Annotated in this window: 17 protein-coding genes; 13 read left to right on the top strand and 4 right to left on the bottom strand. The window is 48.4% G+C overall.

All coding sequences use genetic code 11. From position 1 onward, the window contains the following. Positions 1-80: 80 nt before the first annotated feature. From ADA01nite_RS19275 to ADA01nite_RS19235, 9 genes are all read left to right on the top strand, one after another. Positions 81-809, top strand: a complete 729-nt coding sequence (locus ADA01nite_RS19275) for a (Fe-S)-binding protein (protein ID WP_146812057.1) — start codon at positions 81-83, stop codon at positions 807-809. Then, entirely contained in the window at positions 806-2227 is a 1422-nt protein-coding gene (locus tag ADA01nite_RS19270; RefSeq protein WP_146812056.1) for a LutB/LldF family L-lactate oxidation iron-sulfur protein, read from the top strand. The genes ADA01nite_RS19275 and ADA01nite_RS19270 overlap by 4 nt, the downstream gene beginning before the upstream one ends. Beyond that, on the top strand, positions 2217-2909 hold the full coding sequence (locus ADA01nite_RS19265; protein ID WP_246147423.1) for a LutC/YkgG family protein: 693 nt from the start codon (positions 2217-2219) through the stop codon (positions 2907-2909). Before ADA01nite_RS19270 ends, ADA01nite_RS19265 begins: the two co-directional genes overlap by 11 nt. Positions 2910-2925: 16 nt before the next feature. Beyond that, positions 2926-3858, top strand: coding sequence for a 3-hydroxyacyl-CoA dehydrogenase family protein (locus ADA01nite_RS19260; RefSeq protein WP_146812055.1), 933 nt, complete (start codon positions 2926-2928; stop codon positions 3856-3858). A gap of 121 nt (positions 3859-3979) precedes the next feature. Then, positions 3980-4255, top strand: coding sequence for a DUF1294 domain-containing protein (locus tag ADA01nite_RS19255; RefSeq protein ID WP_146812054.1), 276 nt, complete (start codon positions 3980-3982; stop codon positions 4253-4255). Positions 4256-4265: 10 nt separating this feature from the next. Then, a complete protein-coding gene (locus tag ADA01nite_RS19250; protein WP_146812053.1) occupies positions 4266-4874 on the top strand; it encodes a YdcF family protein in 609 nt (202 codons plus the stop codon). 153 nt (positions 4875-5027) lie between these two features. Further along, positions 5028-5981 (top strand): MBL fold metallo-hydrolase, encoded by a 954-nt coding sequence (locus ADA01nite_RS19245; protein ID WP_146812052.1) that lies wholly within the window; start codon positions 5028-5030, stop codon positions 5979-5981. A gap of 318 nt (positions 5982-6299) precedes the next feature. Then, the gene (locus ADA01nite_RS19240; protein WP_146812051.1) at positions 6300-7568 is read left to right on the top strand and encodes a glycosyltransferase; all 1269 of its coding nucleotides are present in this window, start codon (positions 6300-6302) and stop codon (positions 7566-7568) included. Then, complete coding sequence (locus tag ADA01nite_RS19235; RefSeq protein WP_146812050.1) at positions 7510-8250, top strand: HAD-IIB family hydrolase; 741 nt, start codon at positions 7510-7512, stop codon at positions 8248-8250. The genes ADA01nite_RS19240 and ADA01nite_RS19235 overlap by 59 nt, the downstream gene beginning before the upstream one ends. 56 nt (positions 8251-8306) lie before the next feature. On the opposite strand, the gene ADA01nite_RS19230 is transcribed toward ADA01nite_RS19235, so the two are convergent. The 3 genes from ADA01nite_RS19230 to pckA form a co-directional block, all read right to left on the bottom strand. After that, a complete protein-coding gene (locus tag ADA01nite_RS19230) occupies positions 8307-8495 on the bottom strand; it encodes a hypothetical protein (protein WP_146812049.1) in 189 nt (62 codons plus the stop codon). Positions 8496-8651: 156 nt separating this feature from the next. Beyond that, complete coding sequence (locus tag ADA01nite_RS22275) at positions 8652-8819, bottom strand: hypothetical protein (RefSeq protein ID WP_170230378.1); 168 nt, start codon at positions 8817-8819, stop codon at positions 8652-8654. Between the two features lie 106 nt (positions 8820-8925). Next, positions 8926-10506: a phosphoenolpyruvate carboxykinase (ATP) gene (gene pckA / locus ADA01nite_RS19225; protein WP_146812048.1), complete on the bottom strand. Its 1581-nt coding sequence runs from the start codon at positions 10504-10506 to the stop codon at positions 8926-8928. Positions 10507-10890: 384 nt separating this feature from the next. Between pckA and ADA01nite_RS19220 the strand changes: the two genes are divergently transcribed. Beyond that, a complete protein-coding gene (locus ADA01nite_RS19220) occupies positions 10891-11247 on the top strand; it encodes a hypothetical protein (RefSeq protein ID WP_146812047.1) in 357 nt (118 codons plus the stop codon). A gap of 262 nt (positions 11248-11509) precedes the next feature. After that, a complete protein-coding gene (locus ADA01nite_RS19215; protein ID WP_146812046.1) occupies positions 11510-12991 on the top strand; it encodes an LCP family protein in 1482 nt (493 codons plus the stop codon). 205 nt (positions 12992-13196) lie between these two features. Here the strand turns inward: ADA01nite_RS19215 and typA are convergent, their stop codons facing one another. Next, the gene (typA, locus tag ADA01nite_RS19210) at positions 13197-15032 is read right to left on the bottom strand and encodes a translational GTPase TypA (protein WP_146812045.1); all 1836 of its coding nucleotides are present in this window, start codon (positions 15030-15032) and stop codon (positions 13197-13199) included. A 617-nt stretch (positions 15033-15649) separates the two neighbouring features. Between typA and ADA01nite_RS19205 the strand changes: the two genes are divergently transcribed. Further along, entirely contained in the window at positions 15650-16093 is a 444-nt protein-coding gene (locus ADA01nite_RS19205) for a DUF441 domain-containing protein (protein WP_146812044.1), read from the top strand. A 32-nt stretch (positions 16094-16125) separates the two neighbouring features. Beyond that, positions 16126-17082 carry a tRNA modification radical SAM protein MnmL/YtqA gene (mnmL, locus tag ADA01nite_RS19200; protein WP_146812043.1) on the top strand — a complete coding sequence of 319 codons (957 nt, stop codon included), beginning with the start codon at positions 16126-16128 and terminating at the stop codon, positions 17080-17082. The last annotated feature ends 24 nt before the right edge of the window (positions 17083-17106 follow it).

Raw genomic sequence — 17106 nt, 5'->3', positions numbered from 1 at the left:
GTATATCTTAAGTTTATTGGCAATATGTTCGCAATTTTGTAAAATAAAAAAATACATAAAGCGGGGAGAGGGGAGTAAGCATGAGAGTTTCATTATTTATCACCTGTCTATCGGATGTGTTCTTCCCGAATGTTGGACAGAGTGTAGTGAAAGTGCTGGAGCGCTATGGCGCTCAAGTAGATTTTCCGCAGGCACAGACGTGTTGCGGACAGCCCGCTTACAATAGCGGCTACCACAGAGAAGCACGCGAAGCCGCCAGGCATATGATTGATGTTTTTGCGGACAGCAACTATGTAGTTGCGCCGTCCGGTTCCTGCGTAGCGATGATTCGCCATTATTATCCTGAGCTTTTAAAAGAAGAGCCGACCTGGCGGGAGAAAGCGGAAGCGCTGGCAAAGAAAACATACGAATTCTCTGAGTTTCTTGTGCAGGTATTGCAGGTAGATCGGATAGATGCAAGCCTGCATGCCAGCGCTACCTACCATCATTCCTGTCATATGAGTCGCGGACTTGGCATTAAGGAAGAGCCTGCCGCTCTTCTTGAACAGGTAAACGGATTGGAAATGGAAGAGTTGCCGTACTGCCAGGACTGCTGCGGATTCGGCGGTACATTCGCAGCAAAGATGAGCACGATCTCCGAAGCGATGGTAGACGAGAAAATTAAACATATCGAAGAAACCGGTGCAAATGTGCTGATTGGCTCCGATATGGGATGTTTAATGAATATCGGTGGCCGCCTTCGCCGGACAGGAAAAGATGTGCAGGTTATGCATGTGGCGGAAGTGCTGGCGCAGGGAGGAGCCAAATGAGCGTACAACCACTCGAATTTTTCGGACGGGTCGATAAGGCGCTGATGGACGAGCAACTGCGCAAAGCGGTGCCGTTTACCCAGGACAGGCTTCGCGGCGGACGGTTCCAGGCCGCGGATGAACTGGGCAATGTGGAAGAATGGCGCAATCTGGCCGCGCAGATTCGTATGCATACGATTGAAAACCTTGACAGTTACCTGGAGCAGTTGACCGATAACGTAGAAAAGAACGGCGGGCATGTACATTTTGCGCCTACGGCGTCCGATGCGGTCGCTCATGTGCTGCGGATTGCCAAAGAAAAAAATGCCCGTTCCGTCGTAAAATCGAAATCAATGGTATCGGAAGAAATTCATCTTAATAAGCATCTGGAAGCAGAAGGAGTACGGGTCATTGAATCGGACCTTGGAGAATACATTATTCAACTGGCAGGCGAGACGCCTTCCCACTTGATTGCGCCGGCGATTCATAAAACGAGAACCCAGGTGGCGGAGCTGTTCTCCGGGGTAGCCGGCCGTACGCTGTCCGATGCGACGGCAGAGTTGTGCCAGTTCGCCCGCGAAGAGCTGCGGCGCGAGTTTCTTGAAGCCGACATTGGGATTTCCGGCTGTAACTTTGCGGTAGCTGAATCGGGATCGATTGTACTGATTAGCAACGAAGGGAACGCCCGTCTGACGACGACACTGCCCAAAGTACATATTGCAATTATGGGCATGGAACGGCTTGTGCCGACCTGGGAAGAACTTGATATTGTCGTATCGATGCTGACCCGAAGCGCTACAGGCCAGAAGATTAGCGTGTATATGACGGCAATGAGCGGCCCACGCCGTCCGGAGGACATCGACGGACCGGAGGAATTCCACTTGATTATACTCGATAACGGGCGTTCAGACATTCTGGGTACGGCTTATCAGGAAGTATTAAAGTGCATTCGTTGCGGCGCCTGCTTGAACGTATGTCCGGTATATCGCCATATTGGAGGCCATGCATACGGAGGTGTCTACAGTGGACCGATCGGTGCGGTATTAACACCGCTGCTGGAAGGGTATGAAGAATGGAAGGAGTTACCGTATGCTTCGAGTCTATGCGGGGCTTGTACGGAAGTGTGCCCGGTGAAAATTCCGCTGCATGATTTGCTGATTGAGCATCGCAAAGACGAAGTGGAAAACGGCTTTACCTCCTGGCAGGAGAAGCTGGCGTTTAAAGGTTTTGGTTATTTGACATCGCATCCTTTTCTTTATGATAAAGCGGTTCGTGCCAGTCATATGGCAACCGGATGGCTGTCAAACGAAGGTGTCATCGAGACAGGACCGGGGCCGCTCGCCGGCTGGACAAATGTGCGCGATTTGCCTCGTCCGGCCAAACAATCGTTCCGTGAATGGTGGAAGAACGAGAAGGGGGGCGGTCCACGTGGCAGCTAAAGAACGGGAAGAATTCCTAAACCGGATTGCCGGCAAGTTAGGGCGTGCGCGACGCAGCGGCGTTAAGCCGCCGCGCTGGGACACGAAGCCGTATGCGCATCTCCACCAGGGTTTAGACCATGAAGGTTTAGTCCAGCAGTTTATCGGAAATTTGCGCACCCTGCAGACCGAAGTGCTGCGGGTTTCACCGGAGGACGCGGGACAGGCGCTGGATCGAATTTTCGAGAGCGCTTCAGTCCGTTCGGTCGTATACTGGGATGATGAGCGACTGCATGCAATAGGTTTGAGCCGTCTTCTGGATGAAAAAGGTGTAGTACACCGTGCCTGGGATACAGCGGTGGACGAACAGGAGTTGCGTAATTATACGGCAGGCGTTGAAATGGGAATTGCCTATGCCGAACTAGGGCTTTCCGAGACAGGTTCGGTAATGCTGTGGAACGGCGGCGGACGGGGACGCCTGGTCAGTCTTCTTCCCCCGGTATTTGTCGTTTTTCTTTCAGAGAAAACCATTGTGCCGCGATTGACCGAAGCAGCGGAGTACATACGCGAGAAAGTGCCCGCCCGGCTTCCGGCATGCGTAAACTTTATAACCGGACCGAGCCGGACGGGCGATATCGAGATGGATCTGGCGTTCGGTGTACACGGTCCGGGCAAGGTGTACGTTATTTTGCTAAAAGGATAATAAGGAGTGGAGCAGAATGATTCAACAGGCAGCAGTTATCGGTTCCGGAGTTATGGGCCACGGCATCGCCCAGGTATATGCACAGGCTGGCATTGCCGTTATTTTATATGATCTGGAAGACAGCTACCTCGAGAAAGCGAAGAAAGCGATCGAAGCAAATCTGGCTCTGCAGGCCGGGCAGGGCCTTCTGACAGAAGCGGAGAGTCGGGAGGCGCTTGCCCGCATCACAACGACAACGAATTTGGAAGAGACAGTGAGAACGGCCGAGTTTATTACAGAAGCGATTCCGGAAGTCATTGAATGGAAATGGGAACTGTATGAGAAGCTGGAGCGCCTGGCAAAGCCCGATGCCGTCATTGCATCCAATACGTCGACGCTTCCGATTTCGCGGCTCGCTGAAAAGATGTCCACACCTGAGCGAATGGTCATTACCCATTTCTTCAATCCTGCACAACTGGTTCCGCTGGTCGAGGTTGTCCGGCATGATCGTACAACAGAAGAGGCGATACAGCTGACAATGGAGCTGATGCGCAAAATCGGTAAAGCGCCTGTGCTGTTGAAAAAAGAAGTGCCGGGATTTATCGCGAACCGGCTGCAGGCCGCGCTTGCGCGTGAAGCATTCCACTTGCTTGAGGAAGGTGTGGCGGAAGCCCGTGATATTGATTTGGCGGTAACGGCAGGTCCGGGGTTCCGCTGGTCGTTTATCGGTCCTATTGAGACGGCAGATTTCGGAGGGCTGGATACGTGGAAGCGTGTCATCGACAATCTTGCGCCGGTGCTCAGCAAGAGCCAGCAGGCTCCCGACCTTCTGAATGAGTGTGTTGAAGCAGGCAATTTGGGTACAAAAACAGGACAAGGTATATATAAATATGAAAACGCCTCCGTTTCAGAAAAAATTAAAGAACGGGACGAAAAATTCATTGAACTGTTGAAGATAAAACAAAGATAATAAGAGAAGAGAAAAAAGAGCGGCAGTCACAGGCCGCTCTTTCCTTCATTTTTTTGGCAGGGCTTGTGGCTGATTGACCATGGTGGGTTCCTCTGGCATAGCAGGAGAGAAAGGTGGGAAAATGATGGAATGGATGAGTGGTTATTTATTGGCCGTTACTTTTTTAGGATGGCTGCTCATGGGACTTGATAAATGGAAGGCACGCCAGCACACATGGCGTATTAAAGAAAACACATTGTTTCTCGTCGCGCTATTGGGCGGAGCCGCAGGTTGTCTCATTGGCATGTATATGTTCCGTCACAAAACTCGGCATACGCGTTTTGTTTGGGGAATGCCGCTTATTTTGGCGGGGGAAATATTTTTGCTGCTGTATTACGGACGAAGACTTTTAGTGTAGAGGAATGTGAATGAAAAGAAAAAGATGGGTTGGATTTGCCGTCTTATTCGGACTTGTCCTGCTGGTGATGCTCACCTATAAACCGATGTTGAATGGCCTGGCACACTATCTGGTCCATCCGGATGAAAAGGCGCCAAGCGATTTTATCATACTGCTCGGCGGGGAGACGGACGGACAGCGGACACGCAAAGCGGTTGAACTGTACCGGGCGGGCCTGGCACCAAAGATTATCGTTTCTTCCGGTGCACGCATCTCCTGGCGTACGACAGAAAGCAAAGAGATGGTGGCATTGCTTAAGCAGCTTGGCGTACCGGATAAAGACATCGTATTGGAACAAAAATCGCGCAGCACGTATGAAAATGCATTCTATACCCGGAAGGTGTTGGAAAAAGAGACGTTACAACATAAGCGAATTACGCTGGTTACCGATAACTGGCACACGCGCCGCGCTATGTTTATTTTCCATAGAGTATTTGAAGGAACAGGGATTGAAATTGGCAGTGTCGGTTCACATTCGCTAGAGAAAATCCGGTTGGATGACTGGTGGCGGGACCATGAAAGCATGCAGACGATCTTAAGCGAGTGGTCCCGTCTGATTGTCTACGTCATTAAGTATTAAAGCAACCGCCGCCTTCTTTCACTATGATTATGATTTATTTTTGTGTTTGATTGGACTTTAGCAAATATACGAGAATGAAGAGCACACGCTAAAAATCAAACAATAGATAAATTTGATAAGATAAAGAAAACACAATAGGAAAGGAAGATTTTGATGAAACAATATGGAATTTATCAGGTAACCGTCCCGCTTCCGTTTCGCTTAAACCATGTGCACTGTTATCTTGCGCACCATAACGGAAAATGGACTGTTATCGACACCGGACTGAACCGGGAGGAGACACGTCAAACCTGGAAGGCCGCGTTTGCTGAACACGGTATTGCGGCACAGGATGTGGAACGTATCATTCTTACCCACTACCATCCGGATCATTTCGGGTATGCAGGAGGACTGCAAAGCTGGACAGGAGCGAACGTTTACATAAGTGATAAAGCGAAAGAACATGCCTTGTTCACCTGGACTGAGGAGAATTTCGCACGAAATCAGAAATTTTATCTTGCGGCAGGCATGCCGGAAGAGCTGGTCAGCCAACTGCGAGAGAACGATGATACATTTTATAAGTTAGTACGTCCGTTTCCAGAAAGAACGCAAGCTCTCCATGAAGGGAGCACATACCGTATCGGCGAGTTGGTTTATGAAGCGATTCATACACCGGGCCACGCGGAAGGGCATATATGTTTCTATAATAAAGAAGAAAAAGTACTAATCGCGGGTGATCATTTATTGAAAAAGATTACGCCCAACATCTCGTATCACGGACAGGGCGATGCCAATCCGCTTAAAACATATGTATCATCGCTTAAAAAAATTCGCGAACTGGATATCGCGCTCGTCATTCCCGGGCATGGACCCGTATTTACCGATGCGCAGGAACGAATTGAAGAATTACTTCGGCACCATGAAGAACGGCTTGCGTTCGTGCTTGATGTGATAAAAGGTGAAATGACCGCATACCAGATTTCACAGGCCTTGTTCTCCCGGCCTCTCTCTGTACATGAGCAGCGGTTTGCTATCGGAGAAACAATCGCCCATCTGCACTATTTAGAGGAGAAAGGGGAAGTGGTGGTCTATCGGGATCATGTTCCTCATACATATAAAAAGGTGTGACTATAGAAGCGAGAACGGGGGGAATTACAACTTGAACGATTGATGAGCTGTTTTTCCCCTCTCTTTTTGGAACCGGGTGTATAAAAGGGAGGGATGCGGATGTTCGGTGGAAATCCTCTGTGTCATCGCCATTTTTTTCTCCGCGGTACTGGATATGCCTAGGGCGAATGGCGGCTTTTTTGGAGCTGGAATGGTCAAAAAACACATAAATTGTAAAAATATATTCTGTTTCTGTTTTGCTTTTTTTTCCCGTGGTAAAGAGAATGTAGTGTGATTTTGTACGTATCATCCACGCAGAGGAAAGGGGACAGAAAAGAAGTGAAGAAAAAAATTCTATTTATTTCTGATCACGGTGATCCTTTAGCGAAGCTTGGAGGAGTACAGGCTGGCGGCCAAAATAACTATGTGCGTCAACTGGCGCTGGCTTTGGAGAAACAGGGAGCAAAAGTGGACGTCGTCACCCACTGGTGCGAAGCGGATGCGCCGCGTACGGAAACGTTTGGAGAACGATGCAGAGTGATCCGCATCGCCGCCGGATATAAAGGGTTTGTCTCCAAAAATGAAATGTATGATATATTGCCGGCGTTCTATGCAGAAATGAAAAAGCTTCTTCCACTGCATATGTATGATATCGTTCATACACATTACTGGTTATCCGGTTTGCTCGGGAAAAAAATTGAAGAAGAATACGGATTACCTTTTGTTCATACATCCCATTCACTGGGGATTGCCAAGCAGAAGGCGACAGGAATTTATGACAAAATCCGTCACGAAGCAGAAGAGTATATTTTGAGTAGTGCAAACAGCGTCATTGCTACTACAAACAACGAAAGAAATTTAATTCAAGAATTCGTACCCTCTCCGGCACCTATCTCGGTCATTCCAATTGGAGTTGCTCCTTTATTTCAGACCCGCTACAATCGTTCGCAACTGCGCAGGCAGTTAGGATACAGCGGTCCGCTGCTTTTCTTTGCCGGCAGATTGGAAGAGACAAAGGGCATTTATACGCTTCTAGATGCATTTCGCTTGTTGTTTGAACGCGGCGGTGCGCCGGCAGGAACGAAGCTGGTGCTCGCCGGCGGACAGACGGAAGCGATTGATCTGGATAAGCGTAAACCGCTGGACGAAAAGCTAAGAAGAGCCATTGAAGGCATGGAGGAACATATTGAATTTATTGGTCCAAAATCGCAGGAAGAGCTGGCACTTTTCTTCAATGCTGCCACCGCTACAGTCGTGCCGTCGTATTATGAGTCATTTGGCATGGTCGCAGCAGAAGCACAGGCATGCGGCAGTCCGGTTATCGCCTCCCGCGTGGGCGGCTTGCAGAATGTCGTGAATGATGGGGAAACGGGGCTTTTGGTAGAGCCGAAAAATGCCGAAGACCTGTCAGTCGCGATGAAAGCGCTGGTTACGAATGATCTGTTGACACAGCGTCTGGGCAAGCGGGCGACGCGGTTGGCGAAGCGCGATTACCAGTGGCCGGCCATTTCTGAACGAATTAATAGCGTATATGAGGAGGTTTTAGCAAATGCAGCAGAGCGTGACGCATCTTTTGGCTACCGACTTGGACGGGACGCTGGTTGGTGATGAAGCGGCGCTTCGCGCCCTGCTTCGTTACTACGATGAGCAGCCGTACAATGTCGTACTTATCTACAACACAGGCCGACATTTATGCTCGGCGCTTTCCCTGCTTTCTCAGGAGAAGCTGCCCCGGCCGGATATCTTAATTACGGATGTAGGAACAGAAATTTATTATGGTGAAGAACTGGAGCCGGATAAAGAATGGCGCAGCAAAATTGCTGCATGGTGGAGACCTGCAGAAATTGAACGGATTGCCTCTGAATGCCCAGGGCTTATCCCGCAGGATATCCCTGTGCGTCACCGGCTTTCGTATACGGTACAGGATGTAGCGGCGGTCAGAGAGGTAGAAAGCCGACTTAAGAAAGCGCAAATCCCGCATAAGCTGATTGTCAGCAGCGGACGCGATGTTGATATTTTGCCGCCGATATGTGGAAAAGGGGAAGCGCTGCGTTATGTATTGGAATCACGCGGCTGGTGTGATGCCAATGTATTGGTGGCAGGCGATTCCGGTAACGATCATGAAATGATTACGCTTGGATATCCGGCGGTCATTGTAGGGAATGCCCAGCAGGAATTGCTTGAACTCGAAGAGCATCCGCTTATTTTCCGTGCTGAAAAAGTCTGCGCTGGTGGTATTCATGAAGCATGGGAACATTTTTACGGCAAAAAAAGCAGTGCGCTCCTATAAAAGAGAGGCACTGCTTTTTGCTTCACTGAGACGCTTTTTTTATTTAAAAAAGCGCCTCAATGAAGCAAGGCGCCTTTTCCGGTATTGTGAATCGTGGCAGCGACGATTTCAAGCACGTCGTGCCGGTTGAGCGAGCCCAGACCGTCCCGCAGCACAATGGATACGTTCAATTCTTCTTCGGTTAGCACATGCTGAGCTTCAGGCATAACCATACTGATGATTTCTTCTAGTCTTACAGTTTCCACGGACATCACCTCGTTCGATAAGTATTGGTCATACTTTAGAACAACGGACTTCTTTTCATCCAGATGCTGCCGGGTAACGCAGGATGTCCAGGCTGATTTGGACATGAGGTATAAAAATATATTTATATTATACCACAATAGTAGCCATTTATTCTTCTAGGAAAGAATGGAACGAGCGCTGAACAGAAAAACATTTAATGCAATAAGGGAAGCGATGAGAAGCATGTGGAACTTTGGGCTTTCCTTCAGTACGGCTACTATGCTGAGGATAATGGAGGTGAGGAAGAAAGCTGCGCTTGCCCATAACAGAATGCTCCATATCATATAAAATCACCTAACAAACAAATTTTCACAAAAAACTACATTATTTTAGAAGCAACATAATGAAAACCCGGGGCATTCCCGGGTTTTCGCATGCTGTATCATAATATTATTCAGCTTTTGGAGCCGCGTTTTTAATATTTTCCGGCATATCAGCGAACTTCTGGAAGTTTTTCACGAACAGGGAAGCAAGTTTCTTCGCCTGTACGTCGTACGCTTCTTTGTCCGCCCAGGTGTTACGTGGATTAAGGATATCAGACGGTACGCCAGGGCAATTCTTCGGCATCAAAACACCGAATACCGGATGGGCTACGAATTCCTCTTTATCCAGCTCGTGGTTGAGTGCCGCTGTGATCATTGCACGGGTGTACGGCAAGTTCATCCGCTTGCCTACGCCGTACGGACCACCGGACCAACCGGTGTTCACCAGATATACCTGTGCGTTGTGTTTGTCAATTTTTTCACCGAGCATTTCCGCGTAGACGCGAGGAGGCAGCGGCAGGAACGGTGCGCCGAAGCAGGTAGAGAATGTCGCTTCCGGCTCGGTAACGCCGCGCTCGGTTCCAGCCAGTTTGCTTGTATAGCCGGACAGGAAGTGGAACATCGCCTGTTCTTTCGTCAGCTTCGCGATTGGCGGCAGTACGCCGAAGGCATCGGCCGTTAGGAAGATAACCACGTTCGGGTGACCGGCTACGCTCGGAATCAGCGCATTCGGGATATAATGCAACGGATAAGCCGCACGGGTGTTTTCTGTTAAGCTGTTATCATCATAATCAGCTTCGCGTGTATTTTCGTCGATTACGACATTTTCAAGCACGGAACCGAATTTGATTGCATTAAAAATTTCAGGCTCTTTTTCAGCGGATAGGTTAATACACTTGGCATAGCAGCCGCCTTCGATATTGAAGACGCCATCGTCAGACCAGCCGTGCTCGTCATCTCCGATCAGCTTACGGTCCGGGTCGGCGGACAGCGTTGTTTTACCTGTTCCAGACAGGCCGAAGAACAGGGCTACGTCACCGTCTTTGCCCATGTTAGCAGAGCAGTGCATAGACAGAACGTTTTGCTGCGGAAGCAGATAGTTCATGACGGAGAAGATAGATTTCTTCATTTCGCCTGCATAGCGTGTGCCACCGATAAGAACCACTTTCTTCGCGAAGTTTATGATGATGAACGTCTCGGAGTTGGTACCGTGAATTTCCGGATTTGCTTCAAACGTCGGTGCGCTGATGACTGTAAATTGCGGTTCATGCGTCTTTAACTCTTCCTCTGTCGGACGAATGAAGAGCTGGTGTACGAACAAATTGTGCCATGCGAATTCATTTACTACGCGGATCGGCAGGCGATAGCGCTGATCAGCACCGGCGAAGCCATCGAATACAAGCAATTCTTTTCCGTCTAAGTAGTTGATTACATCCTGGTACAGCTTGTCGAATTTGTCTTCGGAAATCGGTTGGTTTACCGTGCCCCATTCAATTTTATCGTGTACGGAAGGTTCATCCACGATGAACTTGTCTTTAGGAGAACGCCCCGTGTATTTTCCTGTTTTTGCTGTGACCGCGCCTGTAGAAGTCAGTTCGCTGCGCTTGCGAAGAACCGCCATTTCTACAAGTTGTGCCACTGATAAATTAAAGTGAACATTCTCTCCTTTGAGAATATCCTTCAATTCCTTGTTCGTTTGTGTCTCCATTTTCCCTATCCTTTCCTGAGTTTCTTTCATTCACGTCGAAAGATTAGTATGTCACTTATCCAGTGATTAGTATGTCTTAATAATAGTATGCTTTTTTTTGTTCTGCAACCTTTCCTTGAAAATTTCCTAAAAAACCATCTATAATTATAAAGCTTTTTAAAACAAATATTAAAGAAATGTTAAGAGAAAACGGTCATTACGCAGGTATGGTTTGCATTCGATGGAATATTACAAAAAATGAGCTTTTCTCTTATTTTTCACTGGATTTTTTTTATGATAGGATAATTTTACAATTAAATATTCATTGTAACATAGCCGCCCAGCCAAGTACTTTCAATTGTCGCCTTAGTTCTTGTAGCGCATAACAAGAAGGAGGAAGAAAAAGTGCTGAGGAATAAAAAATTGTCAGGTGTTTCGAAGCCGTTAAGTCTGGTAGAAGAGATTTTTGGACAACAGGGATTCCAGCGCAGGGGCAGTAAAGAGGAGCCGGTGTTCCGGATGAATATCCGCGATACTTCGACCAACCAAACATACGTATTGGATGTTCCGTTCAAAGAAGAGAAAGGAAGTTCTGAGCGTTTTGCCCGCTTTGAGGAACCATATGTTGCCTTGAGTTCGTCTTCTATTATGCGCAATGGAGGAAACGGCGAAGTTCCGCGCTCGATTTCCTGGGCAGCGGAAAGCAAATTAGCGGAGGTGGCTGATTACCTGGCGGCTTTTTCTCGTTCCAATCATATATAAGGTGTGGAAAATATAAAGGTATTATTCAAGAAACCTCTTCGTCACGGAGAGGTTTCTTTTTGTGAAAATTGTGAGGAAAGAAGGAAAGAGGAAAAAAGTTTGACATATAAGGAAATGTTACGAAGAAAACACTTGCATAATCCTAAAAACTCGATTATCGTTGTTTTAGTTATAGGCAAAAAATAGTGAAACTTTCTGTTCTATTCGGCGTCAAACAAGAGACTGCTAGTTTAAGAGAATCCGGAGGTGCGAGATTCCTATCATGTCAGAGGAATTATCTCGCCAAGCGAGCAAAGCCAAAAAAAAGGCTCGCAAAGCGAATCGAAGAAGAAAATGGATAACTATTCTTGCTGTTATGCTATTTATTATTGGTGGTTCAGCGACAGCCGCGTATTTGAAGGCGCAAGACTTCCTTAATAAAATTCATTCGGAAGTGGAATCGAGCGCCAAAGAAGCGGGCGTCGCCAAAGCGGAAACGATATATTCGACTGAAAGGCCGATATCCATCGTATTGCTTGGCAAGGACACGCGCGGCGAGTATGGCGGCGGTCTGACGGATGTTATGATTATTATGACGCTGAATCCTGAAACAAAGAAAATTACGATGCTCTCCATTCCGCGTGATACCCGGGTGGTCATTCCGGGAGAAACACATGATCAAAAGATTAACTTCGTATACAAACTTGGTGAGATGATGCGTGAGGAAGCGGAGCGGAAAGGCGAAGAGCCAGAGGAGACGGGCATATCCCTTGTGAAGAAGACGCTGGAAAGTATCTACGGTATCCCTATTAATAACTATGTTATTATTGATTTTGAAGGTTTCCGCCAAGGTATCGATGCATTGGGCGGCGTGGAAGTGAACGTAGACCGTAAGCTGGTGTATAATGATCCGACGGACGGTACGAGTATCAATCTAGAACCCGGCTTTCAGACACTGAACGGGGACCAGGCGCTTGACTTCGTGCGGCACCGTCATGATGACCGAGGATTAAAGTATTACTCGACCGACTATGAGCGTAATGACCGCCAGGTGGCTGTCATTCGTGCCGCTATGGAGAAGATGAAATCGTTTGCCGGTCTTGCGAACTTCTTTAAAGTTATGGACGCGGTTGGAGAGAATGTCAAAACCGACTTGACGCTTGACCAGTTAAAAGGTCTTGCCATGACGTTCGGCAAGCTGGACGGGGAGAACATTATAAAGCTTGAGAATACAGGCGCTGATTGGGATGCTAAGAACAGCCGTACTATCATCCCGCAGGAGACGATGGATAAGAACCGTCTGGCGCTTCAGCAATCTATGGGCATCGATCCTTCGACTGTAACCCGCTACAACGACTCGCCTTCCGGCGGCAGCAGCAGATCGAAGAAGACGATTGATCCGGCAGAGATAGATGAAGAGAAGAAAATAGAAAGCCAGTCGGAAAAAAGCAGTAAGCGTGTGGTGAAGAGGGAAGAGCAGCGTACGGAGGAAGACGAACCTAAGAAGTCGTCTACCAGGAAACGGGAAGCTACAAATGAAGAGAAGAAAAGCAGCAAAACAAGCGAGACTACAAAAAAGTCATCAGGAAATGACAGTGAGCGCAAAAAAGAAGAGTTGCTCGACCCTGATAAACCTGTAAGTGAAAGCATATCTGCCGAGGAGCGGCGCGACAGCGAACCTTCCCAACCTGCTCCTCCGAAAGCGCCGAAAGCACCTGAAGCGCCAAAGGTGCCGGATATAAGTGTCGATACAGATAATAAGTAAGGACAAGGGTAGCAAGAGGGTGTCCCCAAAATGGTGGGCACCTTTTTTTACTGCCATATAAATGGGAAAAAAGGCGAACACCTTTTTCTTCCCTGGATCTCCTTTCCTCTTCCCCTCTTTCTTTTTTCCTGATTTTCATAGAAAAAACAGGGCCTGTTTTTGGCCCTGCCTCCTGTTGCTAAAAAACAAAGTAAGTTATTTGACTTTATACATTGGCACCGTATTTAGCCTGTTTAGCAGCACGTTCGCGATCCGATTTCTTAAGATGTTTCTTACGGAGGCGGATTGATTCCGGTGTGACTTCGCAATACTCGTCGTCGTCCAGGTATTCGAGCGCTTCTTCAAGCGTCATGATACGCGGTGTTTTCAGCTTCACGGTTTCCTCTTTTGTAGCGGAACGAACGTTAGTAGCGTGCTTTTCTTTACAGATATTAACTACCAGATCGTTATCCCGGTTGTGTTCGCCGACGATCATGCCTTCGTAAATTTCTGTACCCGGATTTACAAAAAGGATACCGCGATCCTCTACACTCAGCATACCGTACATCGTAGCCGTGCCGTCAATCATGGAGACGAGTACGCCTGCCCGGCGGCCGCCGACGCTGCCTGGAACAACCGGCTTATAGCTGTCGAAGGAATGGTTCAGAATACCGTATCCGCGCGTTTGGGTCAAGAACTCGGTCCGATAGCCGATCAGGCCACGGGACGGAATTAAAAATTCCAGACGGACAGAGCCGAAGCCGTTATTAATCATGTTGACCATTTCGGCTTTACGCGCGCCAAGCGACTCCATAATCGCACCCGTGTATTCTTCCGGAATATCGATAATCAGGCGTTCGATTGGCTCACATTTCACGCCGTCGATTTCACGCACGATAACTTCAGGCTTAGACACCTGCAGCTCATATCCTTCGCGGCGCATGTTTTCAATCAGAATGGAGAGGTGAAGCTCACCGCGTCCGGACACGATATATTGTTCCGGGGTTACTTCTTCGACGCGCAGGCTGACATCTGTCTCCAGCTCTGCCATCAGGCGGTCGCGCAGCTTGCGGGAAGTTACGTGCTTGCCTTCGCGGCCGGCAAACGGGCTGTTATTGACCAGGAATGACATCTGCAGCGTCGGCTCGTCAATCGTCAACGGCGGCAGGGCTTCCGGTGTTTCCGTATCTGCAATCGTATCGCTGACATTGATATCTTCTACACCTGCAATCGCGACGATATCGCCGGATTTTGCTTCCTCGATTTCGATGCGTTTCAAGCCGCTGAAGCCGAACAGTTTATTTACCCGTACTTGCTTGATGGAGCCGTCACGCTTAATCTGGGCTACGGTTTCGCCGCGGCGGATGGTGCCGCGGTGGATACGGCCGATACCGATACGGCCGAGATATTCGTTATAATCAAGCATCGTTACCTGGAGTTGCAGTGGTGCTTCAAAATCGCCGCCCGGGCCCGGGATGTGTTCGACGATCGTATCGAACAGGGCTTTCAGGTCGTCGTCCTGCTTATCCGGGTCCGTGCTTGCCGTACCGTTGATGCCGGAAGCATAGATAACCGGGAAGTCAAGCTGTTCTTCCGTCGCGTCCAGATCGATAAACAAATCGTATACTTCATCTACCACTTCCGCAGGACGAGCGTTCTCACGGTCGATTTTGTTGATGACGAGAATCGGCGTTACTTTTTGTTCAAGCGCTTTTTTTAGTACGAAGCGTGTTTGCGGCATGCAGCCTTCGAAGGCGTCTACGACGAGCAGCACGCCGTCCACCATCTTCATGATGCGTTCAACTTCACCGCCGAAATCGGCGTGACCCGGCGTATCCATGATGTTAATTGTAATGTCCTTGTATTTTACCGCCGTATTTTTCGCGAGAATGGTAATACCGCGTTCTCTTTCTAAATCGTTTGAATCCATCATCCGTTCCTGTACTTGCTCATTCGCGCGGAAGGTTCCGGCCTGAATCAGCATTTTGTCGACCAGTGTTGTCTTCCCGTGGTCAACGTGAGCGATAATTGCAATGTTGCGCAAATCGTTGCGTAAACTCATAAAGTATGAAAGCTCCTTTCAAATTCCCCGCATTCGCGGGGCGTTGCGTGCAGGTTCATTATATCATGCACCTTTCGAATTATTAAACGGCGCAACGTTTTCATCATAATGCTTTTTGCCCGTCTACCGCAAGAGGTTATAGAAATAAAACCCTCATGGCTTTTCAGCCGCGACCCCGACATGAAAATCATAAGAAGGGCGGCTTGCTTTTGCGGTACGAAGGAAAAGAGAGAAGAGAACGAGGAGGTGATTTCAATGGGGAAAAAGGCGAACGCCTTTTTCTACCCTGGATCTTCTTTCCTCTTTCCTCCCCTTCTTTCCTCATGATTTTCATAAAAAAAGACCTCCCGGCTAAAACCGGAAGGCAAGGAGGTTAGAGTGTATAACCTGGGGGGTTCACTATATAGCATACGGGAGAAGGAACAAAAAGGTTTCAAATGTTTATATATAAATTAGCATAAATTTTTTCTATATATTTATAAGTAAAAGGAGTATACTTATGGAATGATTATGCAGCGGATTTGTAAACGATAAAGAAAACAAGAAACACGAAAAGGACGTGTTCCCATTTTATAAAGCGGATGCCGTCCTTTTTCGCTTGGGAAGGAGAGAAAAACATGGATGCGATTATTATTCTGGCAGTTATTATCGTGCTGGGGCTCATGTCAAAAAATGCGGCGGTCTGGATTGCAGCGGCCGGGCTTATGATTCTCCGGTTTCTGCCGAGCGAGCAGCCGCTGAACTGGACCAATCAGTATGGGTTGAAAATCGGTATCGCTGTTTTGACGATGGGCGTACTTGCTCCCATTGCGCTTGGCAAGATTACGGCGCTCAATCTGCTTGATACGCTGAAGAGCGGATTGGGGATTGCGGCTATCTTCGTTGGTCTTGGTGTTGCGTATCTGGGTGGACGGGGAGCCGGACTGCTGACGGCGCAGCCTCATATCGTGACGGGCTTACTAATCGGTACGATTCTTGGAGTGGCGCTCTTTCGTGGTGTACCGGTCGGTCCTCTTATCGCTGCCGGTATCTTGGCCTTATTTGCGGATACGCTGAAGTAAGCTATACTGAACGCATGGAGGGTTGACAGATAATGAATGAAGTACAACACACAACCGCTCCACTATTATGGGGCGATAAACGATATCATACATGGAACTATCATCTGCGCCAGCAGTTCGGTGAGAAAGTGTTCAAGGTCATGCTTGATGCGGGGTTTACCTGTCCGAACCGGGACGGTACGATTGCGACGGGAGGCTGCACGTTTTGCAGTGCGCGCGGATCGGGCGATTTTGCCGGCTGGCGGCGCGATGATTTAGTCACGCAGTTTAATGAGGTAAAAGGACGGCAGCACCAAAAATGGCCAAACGCAAAATACATCGGCTATTTCCAGGCATACAGCAATACGTACGCGCCGGTGGATGTACTGCGTGACTATTATGAAGTTATTCTTAAGCAGGAAGACGTGGTTGGGCTGTCCATCGCGACCCGGCCTGACTGTCTGCCGGACGATGTGGTCGAGTTGCTGGCTGAATTAAATAAGAAGACATACCTTTGGGTAGAACTTGGTTTACAGACGATTCATGAATCGACCTCACAACTGATTAACCGTGCGCACGATACGGCATGCTATTATGAAGGCGTAGAGAAGTTGCGCAGGCATGGCATTCGGGTATGCTCGCATATTATTTTCGGTCTGCCGGGTGAAACAGAAGAGATGATGATGGAAACGACACGTGCGGTAGCTGATATGGATGTGCAGGGAATTAAAATTCATCTGCTCCATCTTCTCCGTAAGACGCCGATGGTGAAGCAGTATGAAGCGGGTCTTTTGCAGTTCCTGGAGAAAGATCAATATGTTCGGCTCATCGTAGATGCGCTGGAAATTCTGCCGCCTGACATGATTGTGCACCGTCTGACCGGTGACGGACCGCCTGATTTGCTCATCGGACCGATGTGGAGCCGGAAGAAGTGGGAAGTGTTGAATGCGATTGATGCGGAGTTGAAGCGTAGAGATACATGGCAAGGCAAGAAATATAACAAGAAATAAAGGTGCAAAAACCCCGGAGCTCAT

Source organism: Aneurinibacillus danicus (assembly GCF_007991215.1).
GTDB classification, from domain to species: Bacteria; Bacillota; Bacilli; order Aneurinibacillales; family Aneurinibacillaceae; genus Aneurinibacillus; species Aneurinibacillus danicus.
The sequence above is the reverse complement of the archived record's forward strand: the minus strand, read 5'-3'. Positions and strand labels throughout refer to the sequence as shown.